Below are 21,498 nucleotides of genomic sequence, written 5' to 3'. Positions count from 1 at the left end.
TGTCACTTACTCCCCTTCATAATATTCTCCTAAGAACCAACGAGCCACAAAATCCCAATTCTCATGGAGCAAAGCCTTTCCATTTTCAAATGGGAACTGAGCATCGGGCAATAAATGATGTTCCATACCATATTTTAATAAATCGAACGGACAAAGCCCCTGCTCACAAAAGAGTTCATAGGCTTCTTCTTCCGCTGTTTCTGCATCATACAACTCATTCCGTTTATCAGCAAAATATTTCGCTACATCGGGACCTATTAATAATCCTTTCATATTAGCATACAATACAAAATTCTCACATTCCTGCAAGTCCGGCAGTAAAGAGTCTTCTTCATCTTCCCATTTCAAAGCTTGTATAAAGAAAAGTTTCAGAGCAGCATAAGAATCAAAGAACATTAAAGCCTCACCTCCACTCGCTTTCATAAAACGTTCTACATTGACAGGCAATTTCTCATCCATCAAAGCAACAGGCAAAGCAGCACGTTGTTTTTCCATCAATTCAGTTTCCATCAGCCAGTCACCGGCAAGGCCGTCACTTATAGGAGCCTCTTCGAATACTTCATCCAGCAATTTATAAAGTACATCTGCAAATTCCAGCAAACCTGCATCCAACGGGTTCTCAATGTAATCGGTCTCTTCTCCAACCGGAGAATTGATTGCCCAAAGCAAGAAAGCGACATCTTCTTTATTAATCTCATCCGGAAAATAACTCCCGGACACCGTATAAAAAGGAAGATACCGACCATAACTCTTCTTATGCCAACGGATAAACTGACGCCAATTGCCACTATCTGCCACACAATCTTCCAGATAAAGTGCCATCGTAATGGCTACCTGTTGTTGAGTCTCTAGCGTTTCTTCCCGATATAGATCCGACTCACTAATCACCCATAACAAATGATTAGCTAAATCAAGATACCATTGATCCGTATCCACTAATTTCAGACGGCTGTGAGAGTCCAGCCATGTTTTCATATATATTTTCTGCTGCTTCATATTCTTTTTATTCCCGACTCTTACAGTCTCTTCAAAGCCAATTTAACAACCTTCTCAACAGGTGCATCCGGTTCCTCCTTCAAAATGGCGAACACCACTTTTTGTGAAGGAGCCGTAGCAAAACCAAGCATAGTCAAGGCAGCCACAGCTTCTTCCTGCACCTCTACATTAGCAGGTGATGACAGCATTCCAACAGAAGCACCTCCACTTGCAGTAATTGTTCCCATTGTTTTTATTTTATCTTTTAAATCGACAATAACACGTTGTGCAGTTTTCAACCCAATCCCTTTCACCGTTTTCAACAGATTAGCGTTTTCCGTACTAATCACATTCACCAATTCGGCCGGAGAGAGTGCAGACAAAATCATACGTGCCGTATTTCCACCAATACCCGATACGGAGATCAACAACAAAAAAAGCTCTCGTTCCTGCTTTTCGGCAAATCCATACAACACATAAGCATCTTCACGAATAGCTTCGTAAATATACAACTTGCAGTTTTTCTTTCCCTGAATAGCAGAATAAGTATTCAACGATATATTAGCAATATATCCTACCCCGTTACAATCAATTACTGCGGTTGCCGGACTTAGCTCGGCAATCTCGCCTCTAAGATATTCTATCATAATGGGACAAATGTATACTTTATTTTTCAGCCTCGCAAATGAAGTTTATCGGCAATAAAATATTTTTCATGCGCAATAACAGCAGACGAAATTTTATTGTATAACTGATTAAGGAACAACCTCTCTAATCCAAAGAAAAAGTTGTGTAATACAAAACCCGATTTCCAAGCAATCCCCCCATTCTCATTAAACTAATAAAAAAAATATTAGTCAGAAAACAATAGTTTATAATAAAATGTTTAATTTTGCAGCAATTAGAAAGAAATTTGTTCATTAAAACCTATTAAAGGATGAAAAAAGTAAGAGCCGCCATCGTTGGTTATGGTAATATCGGGCACTATGTACTTGAGGCCCTTCAAGCTGCACCTGATTTTGAAATAGCGGGTGTTGTTCGTCGTGCAGGAGCAGAAAACATGCCGGAAGAACTAGCAAAGTATGCAGTAGTGAAAGATATCAAAGAGTTGGAAGGTGTAGAAGTTGCCATACTTTGTACTCCGACTCGCAGCGTAGAGAAATATGCCAAAGAATACCTGGCAATGGGTATTAATACGGTCGATAGTTTCGACATTCATACTGGCATTGTAGATTTACGCCGTTCACTGGATGCTACAGCCAAAGCACATGGAGCTGTATCGATCATATCTGCAGGCTGGGATCCGGGAAGTGACTCTATCGTACGTACCATGCTCGAAGCAATCGCTCCGAAAGGTATCACATACACCAACTTCGGTCCCGGTATGAGTATGGGACACACCGTTGCCGTAAAAGCTGTTGATGGAGTGAAAGCCGCTTTATCTATGACTATCCCGACAGGAACCGGTATTCATCGCCGTATGGTATATATCGAATTGAAGGACGGATATAAGTTTGAAGAAGTGGCAGCAGCCATCAAAGCAGACCCTTATTTTGTGAATGACGAAACACACGTAAAACTCGTGCCGAGTGTAGACGCTTTGCTGGATATGGGACATGGGGTGAACCTGACTCGCAAAGGAGTATCCGGAAAAACTCAAAACCAGTTATTCGAATTCAATATGCGTATCAACAATCCTGCGCTGACTGCACAAGTATTAGTATGCGTAGCACGCGCTTCTATGAAACAGCAACCGGGTTGTTATACCATGGTAGAAGTTCCGGTAATCGACCTGCTTCCAGGCGACCGCGAAGAGTGGATCGGACATCTCGTATAAATCTTTACCCTAAAGATGAAAATAAAAAGAGAAAGGCTTGGTTCTTTCTCTTTTTTTTCCTAAATTTGTGATAGTATGAACAACACACAAGAATATGGAAAAACTATTCACACTATGCACTTATTTATTTCTGTGCATATCGTATGCTCTAGCACAACAAAGCGATCCCGTTCTCAAGCCCAACTTAAAATACGGCAAACCTACTAAAGAAGAATTATCCTGACTACTTATGCCCCCGACACCACAGCTACAGCCGTATGCCTTCTTCATCAAGGGAAAACCTATTTCACTTACAATGACTTTTTCAAGCTACATACCGAACAAGTAATTCGAGTGAAAATTCTGAAATCACAAGGAACCTCTTATGCAGATGTCGCCATCCCATACTACTCTCCTACAGACACACATAAAGAAGCTGACAGAATAGAAAAACTGGATGGAGCCAGTTATAACTTGGAAAATGGAAAGATTGTCAAGACTGCACTCACCAGTGACCTGATATCTGACGAACGAGTAGACCCTAATATCAAAGTCTTGAAATTCTCTCTTCCCGCAGTAAAAGCCGGAACGGTGATCGAATACCGTTATATGACAACCACCAGTTACATCGAAATACCCAATTGGTATATGCAACAAGAAATCCCGGTAGTTTACAATCAGTACGAAATCACTATTCCCCTGGTATATATCTTCAACATCGAAAGTCGTGGGAGCGACTTGATAAAAACAGATAAAAAACAAGCCACCATGCATGCATCCAACTATGGACCCGGTGGAGCTGGTTCGGCAGATGTATTCTTCGTTAAATGTGATCAATTAACATTCACTAGCGAGAACCTTCCAGCCATTAAACAAAAGGAAGACTACTGCTGGTGTCCGGAAGATTACAAAGTGCAGATTAGTTTCGACATGCAAGGCACCAACTTTCCAGGACAGGAATACCGTCCTATCAGCAAGAAGTGGTCGGATATAGAGAAACGACTTATGAACATCGAATACGAACCGTTCGGTCAGCTTATGTCGATGACCAATCCTTTCAGAGAGGATGCCAAACGCGATTTCTCCAGTGATATGACCACTAACCAGAAAATTATCACCGCATTTAAGGTACTGAGAAAGAATCTGGCATGGGATGGTACTTACAGGTTATACGGTATAAATCCTTCTAAAGTGCTAAAAGAGAAAAAAGGTAGTAATGCCGATCTAAACTTCGTGCTCATCAGTATACTCAAGGACTTCGGTTTTTCAGCCTATCCTGTTGTTATAAGCCACCGTTCAGCAGGAATACTTCCCATCAATTATCCCTCTATTCAGAAGCTGAACACGTTTGTTGTTGCCGTTTACGACCAGGACAACAATAAATATATCTACCTAGACAGCTCAATGGAGATTCCGACACTCAATGTATTGCCACTTGAGCTAACCGTAAGTCAAGCGTACATGCTTGGTTCACCGGAAACGGAAGAAAAGAAATGGGTGGATCTGACCAAGCTTTCAAATAGCGCTGTATTAATTTCCATTGAAGCTGCTATAGAAGGAACAGAGATTAAAGGGAAGCGTAAATCCTCCTTTACCGGACATCAGGCATTGGAATTTCAGCAACGGAAGCTACACAAAAAAGAATCAGCCGATGCTCCGGAAAATGACAAAAGTGTCTTTAGCAATACGAGGATCCAAAACATTTCTGACGATCTCGCACAATTGGAAGAAGTAACAGATTTCACCCTAAAAGCGGGAACATCCGGAGACCGACTATATGTTAATCCGATGATTTTCACACACGTAGATAAGAATCCTTCTTCCAGGCAGAGAGAGTGCTTCCTGTCGAGTTCCCCTATCCATATAGTTTTGTAGTATCGTCTACTCTCACCATTCCAGAAGGATACACAGTGGAAGAGCTACCCCAGTCGCAACTTATCAAAAACGACAGTAATGATCTGCAATGTAGATATATGATAGAGAAAGCAGAGAATAAGATCCGGCTGAATTATCTATTCATCCTGAAATCCTATCTGTTCCCTGTCGATAAATACAAACAGATACAAGATATATGGACCAAAATGATTGATAAGAATAAAGCGACTATTGTACTGAAAAAAATATAATTCCATTCTGCAAATAATATGAAACTGATACTACTGTTTGCCATGTTGTTATTAGGTTGGCAAGGTTCCGCCCATCAGACTAAGGTCGCTACTATCGAACCTAACACAAAATACAACCATCCCACCTTAGAAGAGTTGGCCATGACCGAGTATACTCCTGACACATCCGCTACGGCAGTTGTACTTTATTCCAAATGTAGTGTAAACTATATTTTCAGCGACCGGCAGTTCCACCTGGTATATGATTACGAGTTCAAGGTCAAAGTACTCAAGCCTAATGGGGTATCTCATGCTAACATCAGCATTCCATATTACCTGAATATAAAAGACAATCGCTTAAGAGAGACTGTCAAACAAATTGACGCATCAGCCTACAATCTGGAAAAAGGAGAAATTGTACGCACCAAACTAAAAAACGATCTTATTTTTAAAGAACGGCTAAACGACGAATATATGCTGACTAAGTTCTCCATACCTGCTGTCAAGCAAGGAACAGTATTCGAATATAAGTTTCAATTACATTCTGATTTTTTCTTTACCATAGCTCCTTGGAAAGCTCAAAGGAATATTCCGGTCCTTTTGGCTCAATATGAAATAACAATACCCGAATATTTTAAATACAATCTAGAGGTACAAGGCAGCTATAGCCTAACCCCTAAAAAAGAAACAACCCGTCAATTATTCATGCTCGAACCGCCCTATCCTCCAGGAACGATAGAATGCAAAGGAGACTATTTACTATTCACCGGCAAGCAATTACCAGCTCTTCATGCTGATAATTATATCTGGTGCGTAGATGACTACCTGAGCGGTGTCAATCTCGAAATCAAAGGACTTGAAATTCCGGGAGAGCCCTATCATTCATTTACCCAAACGTGGAATGATATCGATAGAATGCTGTTAGAAAATGAAAGTTTTGGCGGATTACTCAGTATGCGCAATCCTTACCACAAAGAAATGAAGTCACTGCACCTGGATAAATTACCTAGCCAACTGGAACAAATATCCGCAATCTTTCTTTTCCTCAAAGAGAAGCTATCCTGGAATGGACAATACAGCCTATATGGAAATGAAGTAAAAAAAGTAATAAAAAATCAAACAGGCAGCAATGCCGACTTCAATTTTATATTGATGAGTATGCTTCGTGACGCACAGATTCCATGTTATCCAGTGGTTATGAGCAGGAGAGATGCAGGAAAATTACCCATCAGCCACCCTTCTATTCTGAAGTTAAACACCTTTATTGTAGGTATTGCTGATACTGACAGCACTTTTGTTTTTTTAGATGGTTCAATAGATTACGGGTTCATAAATGTCCTATCTCCTATACTTATGGTAGATCAGGCACGTATCATCCATGATATGGGAGCAAGTTATTGGGTAAACCTGAGCCGGCTGGGTAAACATCAAATCGACTCGAAGGTAGACGGATACATTTGTCCGGAAGGAAAAATCAAAGGAACCAGGCTGACTCAGTATACCGGATTAGATACGTACTCGTTTCGGAAACGTTATCATAATGCCAAAGACAGTACGGCCTTTATAAGCGAACTGGAAACAACAGAAGGCATCAATATCAAGCAATTCCAGGCAAAAAATGGGCGGTCATTCTCACCTGACGTTACAGAATTCTTTGAATTTGAGAAACAACTGACAGTAAGTGACAATCACATTTACGTCAATCCGCTGGTATTCCTTCATGTCGCAAATGCCCATTCACACAAGCAGAGCGAAAGCTTCCCATAGAAATACCATATAACAACCAATTGTTCCAGACTACACTTCTAAGAATTCCTGAAGGCTATGTAATCGAAGAAATTCCCAAACCTATGAAACTCATAGCAAAAGACGGACAAAGTATCTGCCAATACAACATATCCCAAGAACAGGATGCAATAAAAATAGAATATGTGTTTTCTTCCAGCAAATCATTCTATCTGCCTGATGAGTATCAAGACGTGAAAGCTTTCTGGGAAAAGCTCACCAATAAAAACAATGAAATGGTAGTACTGAGAAAGTTATAAATAATCCCCATCTTAAAAAACTTTATATACATAATGAATCATTCCAGAAATCCAATAACCAGACTTCTATCCTACGCCTGTTTAAGCCTTTTTACACTCTTCGCACAAGCGCAGGGTGTGCAGTCCGATCTCATCTCCATCGTACAGGATATGCACACAGAAATCATTTGTAAGTCGATGACGCAATCGGTAGAAAAGCAGAGCATCACCATCACCATTCTCAATCGCAAAGGGATGGAAGACGCCCGGTTTATTTGTCGTTGTGACATGTTCAGTTCCTTGCAGAAGTTTTCCGGAGAGATATTTAATGCCACCGGGCAAAGCGTACGGAAGATTAAGAAATCAAATCTTCAGAAGAGCGAATACTCCGGTTCACTCGCTTCGGATGATTATTTCTATGTGTACGACTGCAACTATCCTTCTTTGCCTTTTACTGTGAGATACGAATGGGAAGTAAAATGCACCAACGGTCTCATCGGTTATCCGCCTTTCCTACCCCAGTTCAGCTTCGGCCAAAGAGTAGAAAAAGCTTCTTACCGGATTGAGTTGCCTGCCGAACAAACCTGCCGGTATTATGAACAATACACTAAAGGAAAGAACATCCAGGTGAAAGAGTCTACCGGTCCGGATGGACAGCAGATTATCGAAGCCACAGCTACCAAACTGCCAGCAATCGAAAAAGAACCGTTCGGTCCTTCTTTTGCGCAGCTGTTTCCATGTGTACATTTTTCCCCTTCTACCTTTCAATACGACAAGACCGTAGGAGACATGAGCACTTGGCAGAAATTTGGAGAATGGCAAAACAAATTGCTCGAAGGACGTGACTTGCTGACCGAACCTTTCCGGAATTCCCTGCATGAACTGACGGCTAATTGCTCCACCGACCGGGAGAAAGTGAAAGCAGTGTACGACTATCTGGCAAAAAACACACGTTACGTCAGCATTCAGCTAGGAATTGGCGGCTTGCAGCCCATTGCTGCCACTGATGTTTGCCGTACAGGATTCGGTGATTGCAAAGGACTCTCCAATTATATGCGTGCCATGTTGAAAGAACTAGGTATTTCTTCTACCTATACTGCCATCAGCACCGAAAATGAGCGGCTCATTCCCGACTTCTCAAGTCCGAACCAGATGAATCATGTTATCCTGCATGTTCCTCTTCCGCAAGATACACTCTGGCTGGAATGTACCAATGCAGAGCTCCCCTTCGGATATGTGCACCAAGGCATTGCAGGCCACGACGCGTTACTGATCGAGGCTACAGGAGGACGGATCTATCGTCTGCCTACCTATCCGGATTCACTAAACACACAAACTATTGCGGCCAAAGTCCTCCTTTCTCCCACGACTGAGACCCGCATCGAAGTAAATGAGATTTCCCGACTGTTTCAATACGAAGACGAAGCAGATATCATGTACTTGGAACCCAATCAAAAGAAGGACCGTATCCGTTCGAATATTAATTTGCCACAAGCCGATATTCTCAATCTACAAATTAATGAACAGAAAGAATCCAATCCGTCTATCACTTTCAATTATGTGATCAGTAGTAACCAATATGGCAATAAAACAGGCAACCGGCTGTTCATCCCTGTCAATGTTTTCCGTAAAGGATTCAGTGTCCCCCGTAGCGCAAAGCGTACATATCCTATTCATATCAATTATGGTTTTTCGGACACAGACAGCATCCACATTCCATTGCCCGAAGGTTATACCATTGAAGGACTTCCTCGTCCGGTCAGTCTGCAAAGCAAATTCGGTAAATTCTCATCTTCCGTTCAGGTGAAAGACAAAGAGATATTTGTTACCCACCGACTGTTGATGAACAAAGGTGTTTATGATCCGGAAGAATATACAGCTTTTATCGACTTCCGCAAACAAGTGGCAGAGCAATATAATGGAACAATTGTTTTAAGAAAAGAATAAGCCCAAGAGTCGATACAACAAAAAACCTTTGTTCTTTCTCTTCTTAGAAAAAGCACTACCTTTGTGTAACCAAAGGACAATTTGAACATACGGAGGAAAAACTTTGAAAAATAAACGATACAGCAATGGAGAGGAATGGGCGAATGCCCTAAGTCATGGTTCAGGTATTCTGCTTGGAATGATTGCAGGATATTTACTGCTAAAAAGAGCAGCTGAAAATAGGGAACCAACATGGGCGGTGAGCTGCGTTTCAGTCTATCTAGTAGGAATGTTATCTTGCTACATTAGTTCAACGTGGTATCATGCCAGTCGTCCGGGACGATTGAAAGAATTACTTCGTAAATTCGATCATGGAGCTATATATTTACATATTGCCGGTACATATACTCCTTTCACATTACTCGTTATGCGCCATGCAGATGGTTGGGGATGGGGAATATTCTCTTTTGTCTGGCTATCGGCGATCGTCGGATTTATCCTGAGCTTTACTAAACTCAAAGAACACAACAATCTGGAGACAATTTGTTTCGTAGGAATGGGGTCTGCTATTCTCGTAGCCCTCAAGCCACTAATGGACTATCTGACAGCCATGAATGCTACTCCTGCTTTCTGGTGGTTATTGGGAGGAGGAGTATCCTACATTATTGGTGCCATATTCTATTCGCTCCGCAAGCCGTATATGCATGCAGTCTTTCACCTATTCTGTCTGGGAGGAAGTGTCGGACATATCATTGGCATCTGGCTGATATTATAATTATCAGACTAATTCATATCAGGTATGCCGAAAAGTTATTATCTTTGAGGTCATTTTAGAGAAACAGAAATAAACATGACTATACTTCCTATTAAATGAAAAAACTATCTACATTATTGGCCTTATGCCTGATATCTGCTATGATATGGGCTGCGCCTGCTGATCCTCAGATTAAAGGTCGCTTAATTGATGCGACAAGTAAGCAAGTAATAGACTTCGCCGATGTGCTCTTGTTCAAGAGTGGAGATACCAACCCACAGATGCATACCTCCCCCGATGTAAAAGGAGTTTTCAGTCTTCAGAAAGTGAAGCCCGGAACCTATACTCTGATGATTCGTCTGGTAGGGTATGACATTATTGCACGTGAAAATCTGGTTATTTCAGATAACACAGTTCTCAATCTGGGAGACATAGAGATGAAACCACTGGAAAACGGTCTGGCAGAAGTAGAAGTAGTGGCCGAAAAACGCCAGTTAGTCTATAAGCTGGATAAAAAAGTAGTGGCCGCCTCCACCAACATAGTAGGCAGTGTCGGCTCTGCCGTAGACATTCTGGAGAACACTCCTTCCATTCGTGTGGATGCGGACGGAGAAATAACCTTCCGCGGAAGTGCAGGTTTCAAAGTATATATAGATGGCAAACCAAGCGTTTTTTCCGGCACACAAGCGTTAGAACAGATTCCGGCAGGACACATCGAAAATATTGAGATTATCACTACTCCCTCTGCCAAACATGATACGGACGGTGATGTAGGTATTATCAATATTATCACTAAGAAACATTCGTTGAAGGGACTAAGTGGTATGGTAAACCTGTCAGGAAGTACCTGGCTTGCCCGTAACATCGACTTCTTACTGACTCAACAGAATAATCGTTCACGTTGGTATGTAGGCGGACAATGGACAGACCGTTTACGTAAGAGTGATTTCGATCAGGAGAAAACGACCATAGTCGGAGACCAAACCACAGTTTCCCACTCGGTAGGGCCCCGTACGGGTGATTCTTATTATTATACGTTGAAAGGCGGATGGAACCTGGAACTATCGAAGACTTCCATCAACGTAGACCTTGAAGGTGGCTATGGCGGCAACAAACGAAAAGGAGACATGTCTTACAAAGAAACAGGCACGACCAAAGGCAACGAACCTGTAACCGAGCTTTACAACAGTATCGACGATTATGATAACGACGAAAACATCGGTCTGGGAAGTTTCTCCGTTGAACATCGTTTTAACGAAAAAGGTCATCAGATTGCCGCATCCGGATATTACAAATACGGTGGTCATGCTTTGGAGTATTTCTTCAACGACTTGAATGACTTGGAAGGGAACCGCCAACAGGGACATCGCGCTTACGAAGCAGAGCATCGGGAAACGCTGAGAGCGAACCTCGATTACAGTCTTCCTTTCGAAAAGGTCGGCAAACTGGAAGCCGGATATCAATATTATTCCTATCTGGAGGACGGTAATTACAGTATGGAATGGTGGAACCCCGAAAACCAAAGCTTTTATTGGCGTGACGACATTTACAATACATTCTATTTTCAGGAAGGTGTAAATTCTATTTATACCATCTTATCGGCCAACTGGAAACGTTTTGAGGCCCAAGCCGGTGTTCGTGGAGAGCATACGCATACCGTATTGAAAAGTTCCGTTCCCGGAGCCAACCGGACGAAAAACCGTTTCGAGTTTTTTCCATCGGTACATCTGGCTATACATTCGCGAACGATCACCGTCTGCTACTCTCTTTCTCACGACGAACCACCCGCCCGCAATTGTTCTACATGGAACCTTATATAACGTATCGTGACTTTTACACCGCCGAGATCGGTAACCCGGATATTCGTCCCGAATATATCAACTCTTTTGAGATGAATTACCGTAAATCCTTTGGTGAGAACAGTGTTTCGGCAACCCTCTTCCATCGTACACGCAAAGATAAGATCGAGCGTTTGCGTGTTCCCTATATTGCAGGTGTCACGTTGGACTCAATGGCTAATGTAGGACACGATTATTCTACCGGTATCGAGCTGAGTACCTCGCTGCATCCCGTCCGCTGGTGGAACACAACGATTAACGGCAACGTCTATCACTACAAAGTAAAGAATGAACTGGCAGCCGGAGGAAAGAACGAATCCAGCACCAATTATGATATTTTGTGGAACAATCTCTTCACATTAGGAAAATATACACGTCTGCAACTAGACGGCAGTTTCGTGGGACCGTCTGTCACCACCCAGGGACGGACCGACGCTTACTGGTATGCCAATCTGGCTGTCCGCCAACAATTGCTCAAACGGAAGCTCACAGCCACTCTGGCATTTAAAGATATCTTCCGGTCGGCTTGCTATATCAGTGATATCCAAACGGCTGATTTGCGTTCGTACACAAAGATCAAGCCCAAATATCCGCAAATCATGCTGACATTGAGTTATACATTCAATAGCTTCAAAGGCAAATCCTCGCAAGCCAAAGAAGATAGGAATGATATGTTTGAGGGAATCAAACACTAGCTGCATTTATACACATAACCGAAACTTCTTTTTTAGGCGCGGATTCCACATCATTCGCGCCTAAATTATGATGTGGCCCTCCCTCTACCCATCCCCTTCGACCCTCTGTACGATACGTAAATACAAATAATTGTTAAAGCACAAATACCGAATAGAACTTATCCGGATCTCATTAGTACACATACACAGCGGGTTTCACAAGTAAAAATCAATCTTCCAGAATCATCATTCGTCCACATATTTTTTTCAGCAAAATTAGATAACAAAACTCATTGATACACAACAAAAAAGGACGTACTTTATTGGCAAAAGTGTTCGTTTTTAACATTTCATTCATATTAACAATAAATCTATCTTTGCACCCGATCTAAGGAACCAAATATAACGAGCTTCTTTCCCCTGCCCACTATTATTTTCTTTCCCTTCTTCACAAAACAATTTAAATAAAACTATTAAAACAATTTAGTATGGGAACAAGTATTCAACCAGAAACTAAAGATTTACAATTTAGGTTTTCTTTTTTTAGAAACTTATGGATCAAAGATTCATCCGCCATTACCTTACATGACCTTTATTCGCAGGTCACCGGTCCGCTTTGGAAACCGCAAACCGAATGTTACCGGAAACTGAAAGTCCGTCCCGACCGGGAGAATGAAGCGAAGATGGTGAAAGACTCAATGCCCGTCGTCATCGCTGAAGGGATCTGCCGTCCCAACCATAGCCACGCTGCCATCAACCTGATCAGGATGAGCCTTCTTGCCATGTATGATCCGACCATACCGGCCAACGTACTGCTGCCATCAAAGAGCTGTTCCGGCAACTTCCTTATGTAGCTTATAGCCATACCTCCATTTCCGGTGAAGGCCTCAAAGTGTTTGTCTACCTCGACGCACGTACTACTGAGGAATATCCCCTCGCCTACGCCATCTGCCAACAAACACTGGAACGTATCGCAACACATCCCTGCGACCTGCAGTGTGCACGCATCACCCAACCATGCTCTTGCGTATGGGACCCGGAAGCCTACCTCAATCCCAACCCGACACCGTATCCTTGGCGTGAAGAACTGGCTGCCGACCCTTCCCTGCAAACACTGATCCGATCTGCCGCCAATCACCCTTTATTCTTATACTTCTGCGAAAGCGGATTATATAAATAAAGACTAATGTGTTTCATCCGTTGTTCATCTTTCTTTTGTTTTCGCAATTCCTGTTGTTCTACCTTTGTAATTTGTGACTTATGCTTCTTCTTAAGTAAATCATATTCTGACGTACCCCTAAGCTAATGAACAAGAATTCTTTTAACTCGAGAAAGTATTTTCCGTTCACGAACAGAACAACGATCGATCTGACAGACAAAAAAACATCTCAATTTAATAACTAACTCATGAAGGCATTTTGTGCGAGCAGTTATACTAAACGGGCACCCAGTCGATAAAGTAAATCGAAAATAATTTTGAGCACAAAAAAACGAAATAAACTCATGCCGAACAGATTTGCAAGAAAAACAAGGTTCGAAAAGCTGTCCCTCCATCCTGAATGTAAGTAGCCTGATGATTCGGGCAAGCAACTTTTTTTCTTGATCAGAATAAGATTCGTTCACCTGTCGGGCAAAAGGAACATAAAAATTTCTTAATGTATCTTCTAGAAACAACAAACATTGTACTCGTATATGCGAACTAATCGGCTGCTCTTTAAACGGACAACCCACTGACATCCTTTTTTTCATAACTTTAATCTATATAAATCAAAAAATTATTCCGATTCAAAAATAAAAATACTTTAAATATGCTCTTAATACAGAAAAAACTGCTACGTATTTATGAAAGTACGGTCAGTATTACAATTCTATCACAATCAAAACCTCTATTTAAAACCTGCAAAGGTCTGGAATACGTTGTTTTTCTCCAAATCAATACTCAAAAGTTTCCAATACAGAAAATCCTATGTATCAATTAGAAAAAGACTTCCCGAAATTTAATATTTGAAGTCATACAGGTTATCATATCATCCACTACCGGTGCACCCGATTTAAAATTAAAAAGAGGTTTAACCATGAGAGAACACTGTACAAATAAGTAAATTTGTAACATGAGAAAGACGCTACTGAGGATATCTATTAGAAAATTTCCAAAAGAAATAATTACATTCAAATCCATTAACAACATTTTTAGTGGCACTGTAAATATTAAATATTCAGAACATGGGAATTTTCACAATATATTATCGAGTGATACCTTAATATTATTGTTTCTTTTCACTAATAGATTTCGCCTTCATCCACCAAGCAATTAACTATCAACAGCTTAACTATAAACTTTTTCATAAATCTGAAGCTATTTTAAGGAAAACATGATTTTTTTGTTCATAAATGCTTTGTTTTATTGCCCATAAATTATATATTTGCATTATTAATTAATCTACAATCAATAAAAAACACGAAGAATTTTAAACATAATACAATTATGAAATCTAATGATCTAATACCAAAAATTACGTACACAAGAATTATAGTATGCCAATACTTACATTCTTTATTATGAAGGAGGAGCTCTAAAAAAGAGATAGAAAAATCATGTATTTCATTTTAAAAATTTAGTTGCCTTTTAACTAAAGCGTTTCTTTTATATTAAGTTATACAAAATAAAGTAATTAGAATATATGTTTTGATATATTCCAGCCTTATTTATTCGATATAATATATTTCAACCATTTAACTATTTTTTTTATGAAAAATCACTTAATCACAGCACTTATTTGCTGTTTATCCTTTATCGGTTGTAAGGATGATAAAGTCGATTCTACACAGTACGACCCATCCCAGCCGGTAGTGTTTACAGATTTCAGCCCCAAAGAGGGAGGTATGCGAACTCGACTATACATTGAGGGCAGTAATTTTGGAAGTGATCCTACCAAAATTCATATCACAATCGGTGGTGAAACAACCAAAACTATTGGAGCCGATGGAAAAAACATTTATTGTATGGTTCCTCCTAAAGCCTTTAATGGAATAATCAATGTTCGTGTAGATGGACCGGATGGCCAAACAGTTGCAGAACATACATTCGAACAGGAGTTTCAGTATGATCCTGAAACAATTGTAGGTACCTTGTTACGTAAAGTAGATGAGGATAATAATTCTGCATTTCAAGAAGGTTCGTTCGATGAAGGAGCTTCTATTCCTTCCAATGACTGTATGGTATTCGACCCTCAGTATAAGGAAGGGGACGACCGGTTACTTTTCTCTTCAAACTATTACGACGGCATTCATTTGGTTAATCTGACGCAACGGACTGTGAAACGCCTCTTCTAGAACGGGGTATAGTACAATGTACTCCTTCACGTTCAGTGCAGACGGAGATACGTTGCTGTTTACCGATGACCATGGTCAGGACAACACTAGTCGTGCAAACATCTATTATTCTCTCCGTCGTGAGAATTTCAGACGAATCCGTCCCTACAACTATGGTAAGACCTCTTACAGCTTAGTGTATATGGACGATGGAACAATCTTTTATACCACTTGGTGGGAGGGTAAAGTCTACAAAATGATACGTAACGGAGCCATTCCGAATATCGATAGCAATGCAGAAGTTGCCTTCAGCCTGAGCCAGATCTCGTCAGTAGGCGGTTCACACACGCTATTATTCAAACACCCGTCCAATAAATTCATGTATATGCTATCTGACGGATTCGGAGCGGTGTTCAGAGCCGATTATGATCCGGTGGCCAAAACATTTGGTAATCCTACGGTTATTGCCGGAAACATGAACGATAAAGACTTCAAGGAAGGAACCGGAGGTGCTGCCCGATTTAAAAAACCTGAATTCGGTGTATTCGTTAAAAATGAAAAATACGGAGAAGGAATTGGTCCTGACCAAGATCAGTATGATTTCTACTTCTGCGACAGAGATAATCACTGTATCTGGAAATTAGATCCTTATGGGGTAGCTTCCCTTGTAGCCGGACGAAGCAATGAAAACGCTGACGGTAAAGTCTGGGGATATGTAGACGGTAATCCGTTGATGGAAGCACGTTTCAATCAACCGTCCGGTCTTACTTACGACCCCGATGAAGATATCTTCTACATTGGAGATATTGATAATAAAGGTATTCGTTATATGACAACAGAATAATACTATCTAAAACACAAATGAATATGAGAAATATAATCTTACTATTTTTATTGATAGTAGGCTGGACAACTACAGCCTACGCTCAAAACGAGCAAGAAAAACTTGAAGTGACGGGAATCGTCACAGATGCAAGGAATGAGCCTCTAGTGGGTGTGAACGTGACGGTGAAAAATGTGCCGGGCTTCGGTGCGATAACTGACATAGACGGACGTTATAAGATTAAGGTCCCCAATTATTCTTATCTGGTCTTTTCTTATGTAGGCTTTGACAAGCAGGAAATTTTCGTCAAAGATAAAAAGAATATCAACGTAGTCATGGCTGAGACCAAAGCAACGGCAATTGATGAAGTCGTTATTACAGGAACGGGTGCCCAGAAAAAGATAACCATGACGGGTGCCGTTACCACTGTCGATGTATCTCAGTTACGTACTCCTACGGCAAGTATCACAAATGCCCTTGCAGGTAACGTAGCGGGTATTATGGCACGCCAAACTTCAGGACAGCCAGGTAACAACATTTCCGAGTTCTGGATCCGCGGTATCTCCACTTTCGGTGCTGGCGGTAGTGCATTGGTACTGGTCGATGGTTTTGAACGTGACATGAATGAGATCAATGTGGAAGATATCCAAGATTTCTCTGTTTTGAAAGATGCCTCTGCAACTGCTATCTATGGTTCTCGCGGTGCAAATGGTGTTGTCCTGATTACCACCAAACGCGGTAAAGAAGGAAAAACGCGTGTGAATGCCAAGGTGGAAACTTCGTATAGCACACGTACCAAAACTCCGGAATTTGTAGACGGTCCTACATATGCCCGTATGATGAATGAGGCTTTGATTACCCGTAGCCAAGCGCCGGCTTATTCTGATAGCGATCTGAGACTGTTTGAAAACGGTCTGGACCAGGATCTTTTCCCGAATGTGGACTGGATGAATTTAATCTTGAAAAAAGGTGCTCCCACTTATCGTGCAAACATAGACCTGACCGGTGGTGGTACGGTAGCTCGCTATTTCATTTCTGCTAGTTATGTAAATGAAGGTGGTATGTACGAGACAGATCGTGCTATGACAGACTATAACACCAATGCCAACTATCACCGTTGGAATTACCGTATGAATGTGGACATAGACCTGACAAAAACCACATTGTTGAAAGTTGGTGTAGCTGGCTCTTTGGACAAGCAGAATCTGCCGGGAAGCCAGTATCATGAAATCTGGAATTCACTGTTGGGATACAGCCCCATTGCTTCTCCGGTACAATACAGTGACGGAAAATGGGCAGCTGTCGGTAATGGAGGCCAAAGAAACCCTTGGGTACTGACCACTCAGCAAGGATACCAGGAAACATGGAAGAATAAGATTCAGACTACAGCAAATCTCGAACAAGATCTTAAATTTATCACTAAGGGATTGAAGTTCTACGGACGTTTCGGATTCGATACTTATACAGACAATGGTGACAACCGTTACAAATGGCCTGAAAGCTGGATGGCAGAACGTCAGCGTACTTCTGACGGAGAACTTCAGTTCAGAAGAATAGAAAAGGAACAACTGATGAATGGAACAATGTACTCAAGCGGACAACGGAAGGAATATCTGGAGGCAGAGTTACACTACAACCGCACGTTTGGTGACCATATGGTAGGAGGAGTATTAAAGTACACACAAGATAAGACTACCAATACGTCTCATAATAGCAACACAAACAGCTATGATAAAATTGTACAAAGTATCCAGAACCGTCACCAGGGATTTGCCGGACGTTTTACCTATGGATGGAAATACCGCTACTTCTTTGACTTTAACTTCGGTTACAACGGCTCTGAGAATTTCGCTACAGGACACCAGTTTGGATTCTTCCCTGCTTATTCAGTAGCATGGAACATCGCTGAAGAGGCAATCATCAAGAAGAACCTCAAGTGGCTGAATATGTTCAAATTACGCTACTCTTACGGTAAGGTAGGTAACGACAATGTAGGAACCCGTTTCCCTTACGTTGAGAAATTTGGAACTTGGGATGAAGACGGATACTATTATGGTGACATCGGTACAAGCAACTATTATTATCCGGGCTTGACTTATTCGAGAATCGCATCCAGAAATATCTCTTGGGAAATTGCCAAGAAGCATGACCTCGGACTTGACTTCTCTTTGTTCGACGACAAATTCAGCGGTACTATCGACTACTTCCACGAACAACGTGACGGTATTTATATGGTGCGCAGTTTCCTTCCTCAGATCATCGGTCTGAACCATATCTCTACAAAACCTTTCGCTAACGTAGGATCCGTTCTGTCTGAAGGTTTTGACGGTAACATCGCTTATAAGCAGAAACTGGGGCAAGTAGACCTTACAGTACGTGCAACATGACTTATAGCAAGAATGAAATCAAGGAGTATGACGAAGAGAACAGCCGTTATCCGTATAAGATGAAATACGGTTTCCGAGTAGACCAGGCACGTGGTCTGATAGCTGAAGGACTATTCAAAGATTACGAAGAAATCCGTAACAGACCGTCACAAGGCTCAGGCATCATGCCGGGAGATATCAAGTACAAAGACGTAAATGGTGACGGTGTAATTAACTCAGATGACGAAGTGCCTATCGGTGCGACTACCCGTCCTAACCTGATCTACGGTTTCGGTATATCTGCTCAATGGAAAGGATTTGACGTCAACGTTCACTTCCAAGGAGCCGGTAAGTCATCCTTCTTTATCGACGGATTTACAGTATACCCATTCAGAGATAAGTCTTGGGGTAATATCCTGACAGATGTAGTCGGTAACTACTGGTCATTAGGAACCAACGAAGATCCGAATGCTAAATACCCACGTCTGAGTTATGGTGGCAACAGCAACAACTATCGTCCTTCTACTTATTGGCTGCGTAACGGTTCATACATGCGTTTGAAGAATGTAGAAATCGGTTACAGTATCCCTAAACAATTTGTCAATAAGCTTCATTTAGACCGCGTACGTCTCTACTTGATGGGAACAAATCTGTTGACTTTCTCTAGCTTCAAGCTTTGGGATCCGGAATTGGGTAGTTCTAACGGACAACAATATCCGTTATCTAAAACTGTTACCATCGGATTAACTATAGGAATCTAAAACAATCATTAAAAGAAAAGTTATGAAAAAAAATAAATACATTATATTGGGAGCGGTGGTGCTCGGTTTGGGACTCTCTTCCTGCTCCGATTACCTGAATGTAGATCGCTATTTCAGAGATCAGCAGTCTACAGAACGCATCTTTTCGGATAAAGATTATACACTTCAATGGCTGTCATTCTGTTACAGCCGCCTGCAAGGAGATAATCTGGAGGTAGGACACAGTGACGTATGTCCTTTCAATTTCTCAGATGACCAAGTATTCAATGAACGAGGAGATCGTTTTGCCAAATTCAAACGCGGCGAATACCTGAATTCCATTGGTGGCCAAAACGCATGGAAATGGTCATATGACGGAATCTATCAGGCCTCTATCCTACTGAATGAGTTACATGAGAATGATGATCTCACACCAGAGGAAGTAACGGATGTAAGAGGTCAGGCTCGTTTCTTACGTGCTTATTTCTACTGGATGCTGCTAAGAAAATTCGGTCCGATACCTATTCTTCCACCGGAAGGAGCCGACTATACAAAATCGTATGACGAGTTGGCGTATCCACGTAACACTTATGACGAATGCGTAGAATTCATTACCTCTGAACTGGAAATTGCGGCTACTGAGTTGTTCGAGAAGCGCGACAACCTGAATATTGCCCGTCCGACGAAAGGAGCTGCACTGGCTGTACGTGCCAAGGTATTCCTCTATGCTGCCAGCCCGCTAGCAAACGGCAATACAGAGATGGCAGACTTTGTCAATATGGATGGTAAACAGTTGATCCCACAAGAATATGATGAAGAGAAATGGGCAAAAGCTGCTGCTGCCGCCAGAGACATGATTGAGTACTCGGAAGCGAGCGGTCTCTATAAACTTTATACTTTTGAAAAACGTCCGATTAGTACAGACGAGGCTTATCCGACTACTATCGAACCGCCCTATCATGAAATTTATTCCAACGAGAACTTCCCGAATGGCTGGGCGAATATCGATCCGTTTGAATCATATCGTTCTATTTTCAATGGTGACATTTATGCTGCCGAAAATCCAGAACTTATCTTTACCCGGGGAACCAATGGTGACAACAATGACTTATCAACAGATAACACCATGGCAGATTTCGTAAAACATCAGTTGCCGGGAACGTTTGGAGGATGGAATGTACATGGAATAACCCTAAAACAGAGTGAAGCTTATGCCATGGCTAATGGTGATCCATTTGATAAAAACAGTTACACAAAATGGAAAGGTAAATTCACCAACAATGATAACAAAAACGATCATCAATACGACCATGTAAAAAATGGCGTATGGTGGGGATATACTAATCGTGAACCTCGTTTCTACGCTTCTGTAGCCTTTAATGGAGCTATGTGGAATGCGCTTAGTATCAAGGAAGAAGGTGGAAAAGATTCACGAAATAAACAGATCTGGTATTATCGCGGAGCAACCGACGGACGTATCAACGGATCTGATAACTGGTGTATTACTGGTATCGGAGTTATGAAATATGTAAATCCGAACGATTGTGCCAAATGGGGAGGTTCTATTTATAAGAAAGTGGAACCGACGCTCCGTTACGCTGACATACTGTTGATGTATGCAGAAGCACTGAATAATATTTCCGAAGGAAAACACTATTCTATGTCTTCATGGGATGGAAGCAAGACTTACGATATCTTCCGTGACAAGGAAGAGATGCGCCGCGGAGTGAAACCAGTTCGTATGCGTGCCGGAGTTCCTGATTATAGTGACGATGTATATGAGAACCCGACGAAATTCTTTGAAAAACTTGTTCATGAACGTCAAGTCGAATTCTTTGCTGAAACACAACGTTACTATGACTTGCGTCGTTGGAAAATTGTAGAAGAACATGAAGGTGAACAAATCTATGGCTGTAACACACTGATGAACGAAGACTACAAAGATATGTATTATCTGCCGGTAAGAGTGGCCGAGCTACAGACTTCTTTCTCTCGCAAACAGTACTTCTGGCCTATCAGCTTCGATGAACTGAAACGGAACAAGAATCTATCACAAGCACCCGGATGGGAGTATTATAATTAGTGTTATCATTAATAAAGCAAAAAAACAATATGAGAAAATTATATATTTTAGGAATGATGCTG

The 21,498-nt window shown here is 41.5% G+C and carries 14 protein-coding genes and 2 pseudogenes; 14 read left to right on the top strand and 2 right to left on the bottom strand.

Annotation, left to right across the window (positions count from 1 at the left end; all coding sequences use genetic code 11):
* Nucleotides 1-6 precede the first annotated feature (6 nt).
* Both JCM17102_RS11100 and ruvA read right to left on the bottom strand, forming a co-directional pair.
* Nucleotides 7-996 (bottom strand): DUF3843 family protein, encoded by a 990-nt coding sequence (locus JCM17102_RS11100; protein ID WP_025075164.1) that lies wholly within the window; start codon nucleotides 994-996, stop codon nucleotides 7-9.
* Nucleotides 997-1,016: 20 nt separating this feature from the next.
* The gene (gene ruvA, locus JCM17102_RS11095; RefSeq protein ID WP_025075163.1) at nucleotides 1,017-1,622 is read right to left on the bottom strand and encodes a Holliday junction branch migration protein RuvA; all 606 of its coding nucleotides are present in this window, start codon (nucleotides 1,620-1,622) and stop codon (nucleotides 1,017-1,019) included.
* 290 nt (nucleotides 1,623-1,912) lie between these two features.
* Between ruvA and JCM17102_RS11090 the strand changes: the two genes are divergently transcribed.
* The 14 genes and pseudogenes from JCM17102_RS11090 (at nucleotide 1,913) to JCM17102_RS11035 (ending at nucleotide 21,436) form a co-directional block, all read left to right on the top strand.
* Complete coding sequence (locus tag JCM17102_RS11090) at nucleotides 1,913-2,812, top strand: diaminopimelate dehydrogenase (protein ID WP_025075162.1); 900 nt, start codon at nucleotides 1,913-1,915, stop codon at nucleotides 2,810-2,812.
* 333 nt (nucleotides 2,813-3,145) lie between these two features.
* Nucleotides 3,146-4,666, top strand: coding sequence for a DUF3857 domain-containing protein (locus JCM17102_RS27275; protein WP_306302471.1), 1,521 nt, complete (start codon nucleotides 3,146-3,148; stop codon nucleotides 4,664-4,666).
* Nucleotides 4,627-4,917 (top strand): DUF3858 domain-containing protein, encoded by a 291-nt coding sequence (locus JCM17102_RS32230; RefSeq protein ID WP_373278882.1) that lies wholly within the window; start codon nucleotides 4,627-4,629, stop codon nucleotides 4,915-4,917. The genes JCM17102_RS27275 and JCM17102_RS32230 overlap by 40 nt, the downstream gene beginning before the upstream one ends.
* Nucleotides 4,918-4,935: 18 nt before the next feature.
* Nucleotides 4,936-6,663, top strand: a complete 1,728-nt coding sequence (locus JCM17102_RS27270; protein WP_275564385.1) for a DUF3857 domain-containing protein — start codon at nucleotides 4,936-4,938, stop codon at nucleotides 6,661-6,663.
* On the top strand, nucleotides 6,609-6,941 hold the full coding sequence (locus JCM17102_RS31635) for a DUF3858 domain-containing protein (protein ID WP_506256223.1): 333 nt from the start codon (nucleotides 6,609-6,611) through the stop codon (nucleotides 6,939-6,941). Before JCM17102_RS27270 ends, JCM17102_RS31635 begins: the two co-directional genes overlap by 55 nt.
* Before the next feature lie 33 nt (nucleotides 6,942-6,974).
* Nucleotides 6,975-8,867, top strand: a complete 1,893-nt coding sequence (locus tag JCM17102_RS11075) for a transglutaminase domain-containing protein (protein ID WP_025075161.1) — start codon at nucleotides 6,975-6,977, stop codon at nucleotides 8,865-8,867.
* Between the two features lie 103 nt (nucleotides 8,868-8,970).
* Nucleotides 8,971-9,621 carry a PAQR family membrane homeostasis protein TrhA gene (gene trhA / locus JCM17102_RS11070; RefSeq protein ID WP_025075160.1) on the top strand — a complete coding sequence of 217 codons (651 nt, stop codon included), beginning with the start codon at nucleotides 8,971-8,973 and terminating at the stop codon, nucleotides 9,619-9,621.
* A 95-nt stretch (nucleotides 9,622-9,716) separates the two neighbouring features.
* A pseudogene (locus JCM17102_RS27265) lies at nucleotides 9,717-12,133 on the top strand (TonB-dependent receptor).
* 467 nt (nucleotides 12,134-12,600) lie between these two features.
* Nucleotides 12,601-12,966: a hypothetical protein gene (locus JCM17102_RS31625; protein WP_025075159.1), complete on the top strand. Its 366-nt coding sequence runs from the start codon at nucleotides 12,601-12,603 to the stop codon at nucleotides 12,964-12,966.
* A complete protein-coding gene (locus JCM17102_RS31620) occupies nucleotides 12,933-13,292 on the top strand; it encodes a BT4734/BF3469 family protein (RefSeq protein ID WP_306302472.1) in 360 nt (119 codons plus the stop codon). Before JCM17102_RS31625 ends, JCM17102_RS31620 begins: the two co-directional genes overlap by 34 nt.
* Nucleotides 13,293-14,860: 1,568 nt before the next feature.
* Complete coding sequence (locus tag JCM17102_RS31615; protein ID WP_275564382.1) at nucleotides 14,861-15,445, top strand: IPT/TIG domain-containing protein; 585 nt, start codon at nucleotides 14,861-14,863, stop codon at nucleotides 15,443-15,445.
* A 16-nt stretch (nucleotides 15,446-15,461) separates the two neighbouring features.
* Nucleotides 15,462-16,268 (top strand): NHL repeat-containing protein, encoded by an 807-nt coding sequence (locus JCM17102_RS31610; RefSeq protein ID WP_275564381.1) that lies wholly within the window; start codon nucleotides 15,462-15,464, stop codon nucleotides 16,266-16,268.
* Between the two features lie 23 nt (nucleotides 16,269-16,291).
* A pseudogene (locus tag JCM17102_RS27255) lies at nucleotides 16,292-19,374 on the top strand (SusC/RagA family TonB-linked outer membrane protein).
* Between the two features lie 22 nt (nucleotides 19,375-19,396).
* Nucleotides 19,397-21,436 carry a RagB/SusD family nutrient uptake outer membrane protein gene (locus JCM17102_RS11035; protein WP_025075157.1) on the top strand — a complete coding sequence of 680 codons (2,040 nt, stop codon included), beginning with the start codon at nucleotides 19,397-19,399 and terminating at the stop codon, nucleotides 21,434-21,436.
* Nucleotides 21,437-21,498 lie beyond the last annotated feature (62 nt).

The sequence above is a fragment of the Bacteroides faecichinchillae JCM 17102 genome, assembly GCF_000614145.1.
GTDB lineage: Bacteria > Bacteroidota > Bacteroidia > Bacteroidales > Bacteroidaceae > Bacteroides > Bacteroides faecichinchillae.
This window is presented reverse-complemented; position numbering and strand designations above follow the sequence as displayed.

What these genes read in the sequence shown, in the direction of transcription:
- JCM17102_RS11100 (WP_025075164.1), bottom strand. Translation starts at nt 996, where the DNA reads ATGAAGCAGCAGAAAATATATATGAAAACATGGCTGGACTCTCACAGC.
- ruvA (WP_025075163.1), bottom strand. Translation starts at nt 1,622, where the DNA reads ATGATAGAATATCTTAGAGGCGAGATTGCCGAGCTAAGTCCGGCAACC.
- JCM17102_RS11090 (WP_025075162.1), top strand. Translation starts at nt 1,913, where the DNA reads ATGAAAAAAGTAAGAGCCGCCATCGTTGGTTATGGTAATATCGGGCAC.
- JCM17102_RS27270 (WP_275564385.1), top strand. Translation starts at nt 4,936, where the DNA reads ATGAAACTGATACTACTGTTTGCCATGTTGTTATTAGGTTGGCAAGGT.
- JCM17102_RS11075 (WP_025075161.1), top strand. Translation starts at nt 6,975, where the DNA reads ATGAATCATTCCAGAAATCCAATAACCAGACTTCTATCCTACGCCTGT.
- JCM17102_RS31625 (WP_025075159.1), top strand. Translation starts at nt 12,601, where the DNA reads ATGGGAACAAGTATTCAACCAGAAACTAAAGATTTACAATTTAGGTTT.
- JCM17102_RS31615 (WP_275564382.1), top strand. Translation starts at nt 14,861, where the DNA reads ATGAAAAATCACTTAATCACAGCACTTATTTGCTGTTTATCCTTTATC.
- JCM17102_RS31610 (WP_275564381.1), top strand. Translation starts at nt 15,462, where the DNA reads ATGTACTCCTTCACGTTCAGTGCAGACGGAGATACGTTGCTGTTTACC.
- JCM17102_RS11035 (WP_025075157.1), top strand. Translation starts at nt 19,397, where the DNA reads ATGAAAAAAAATAAATACATTATATTGGGAGCGGTGGTGCTCGGTTTG.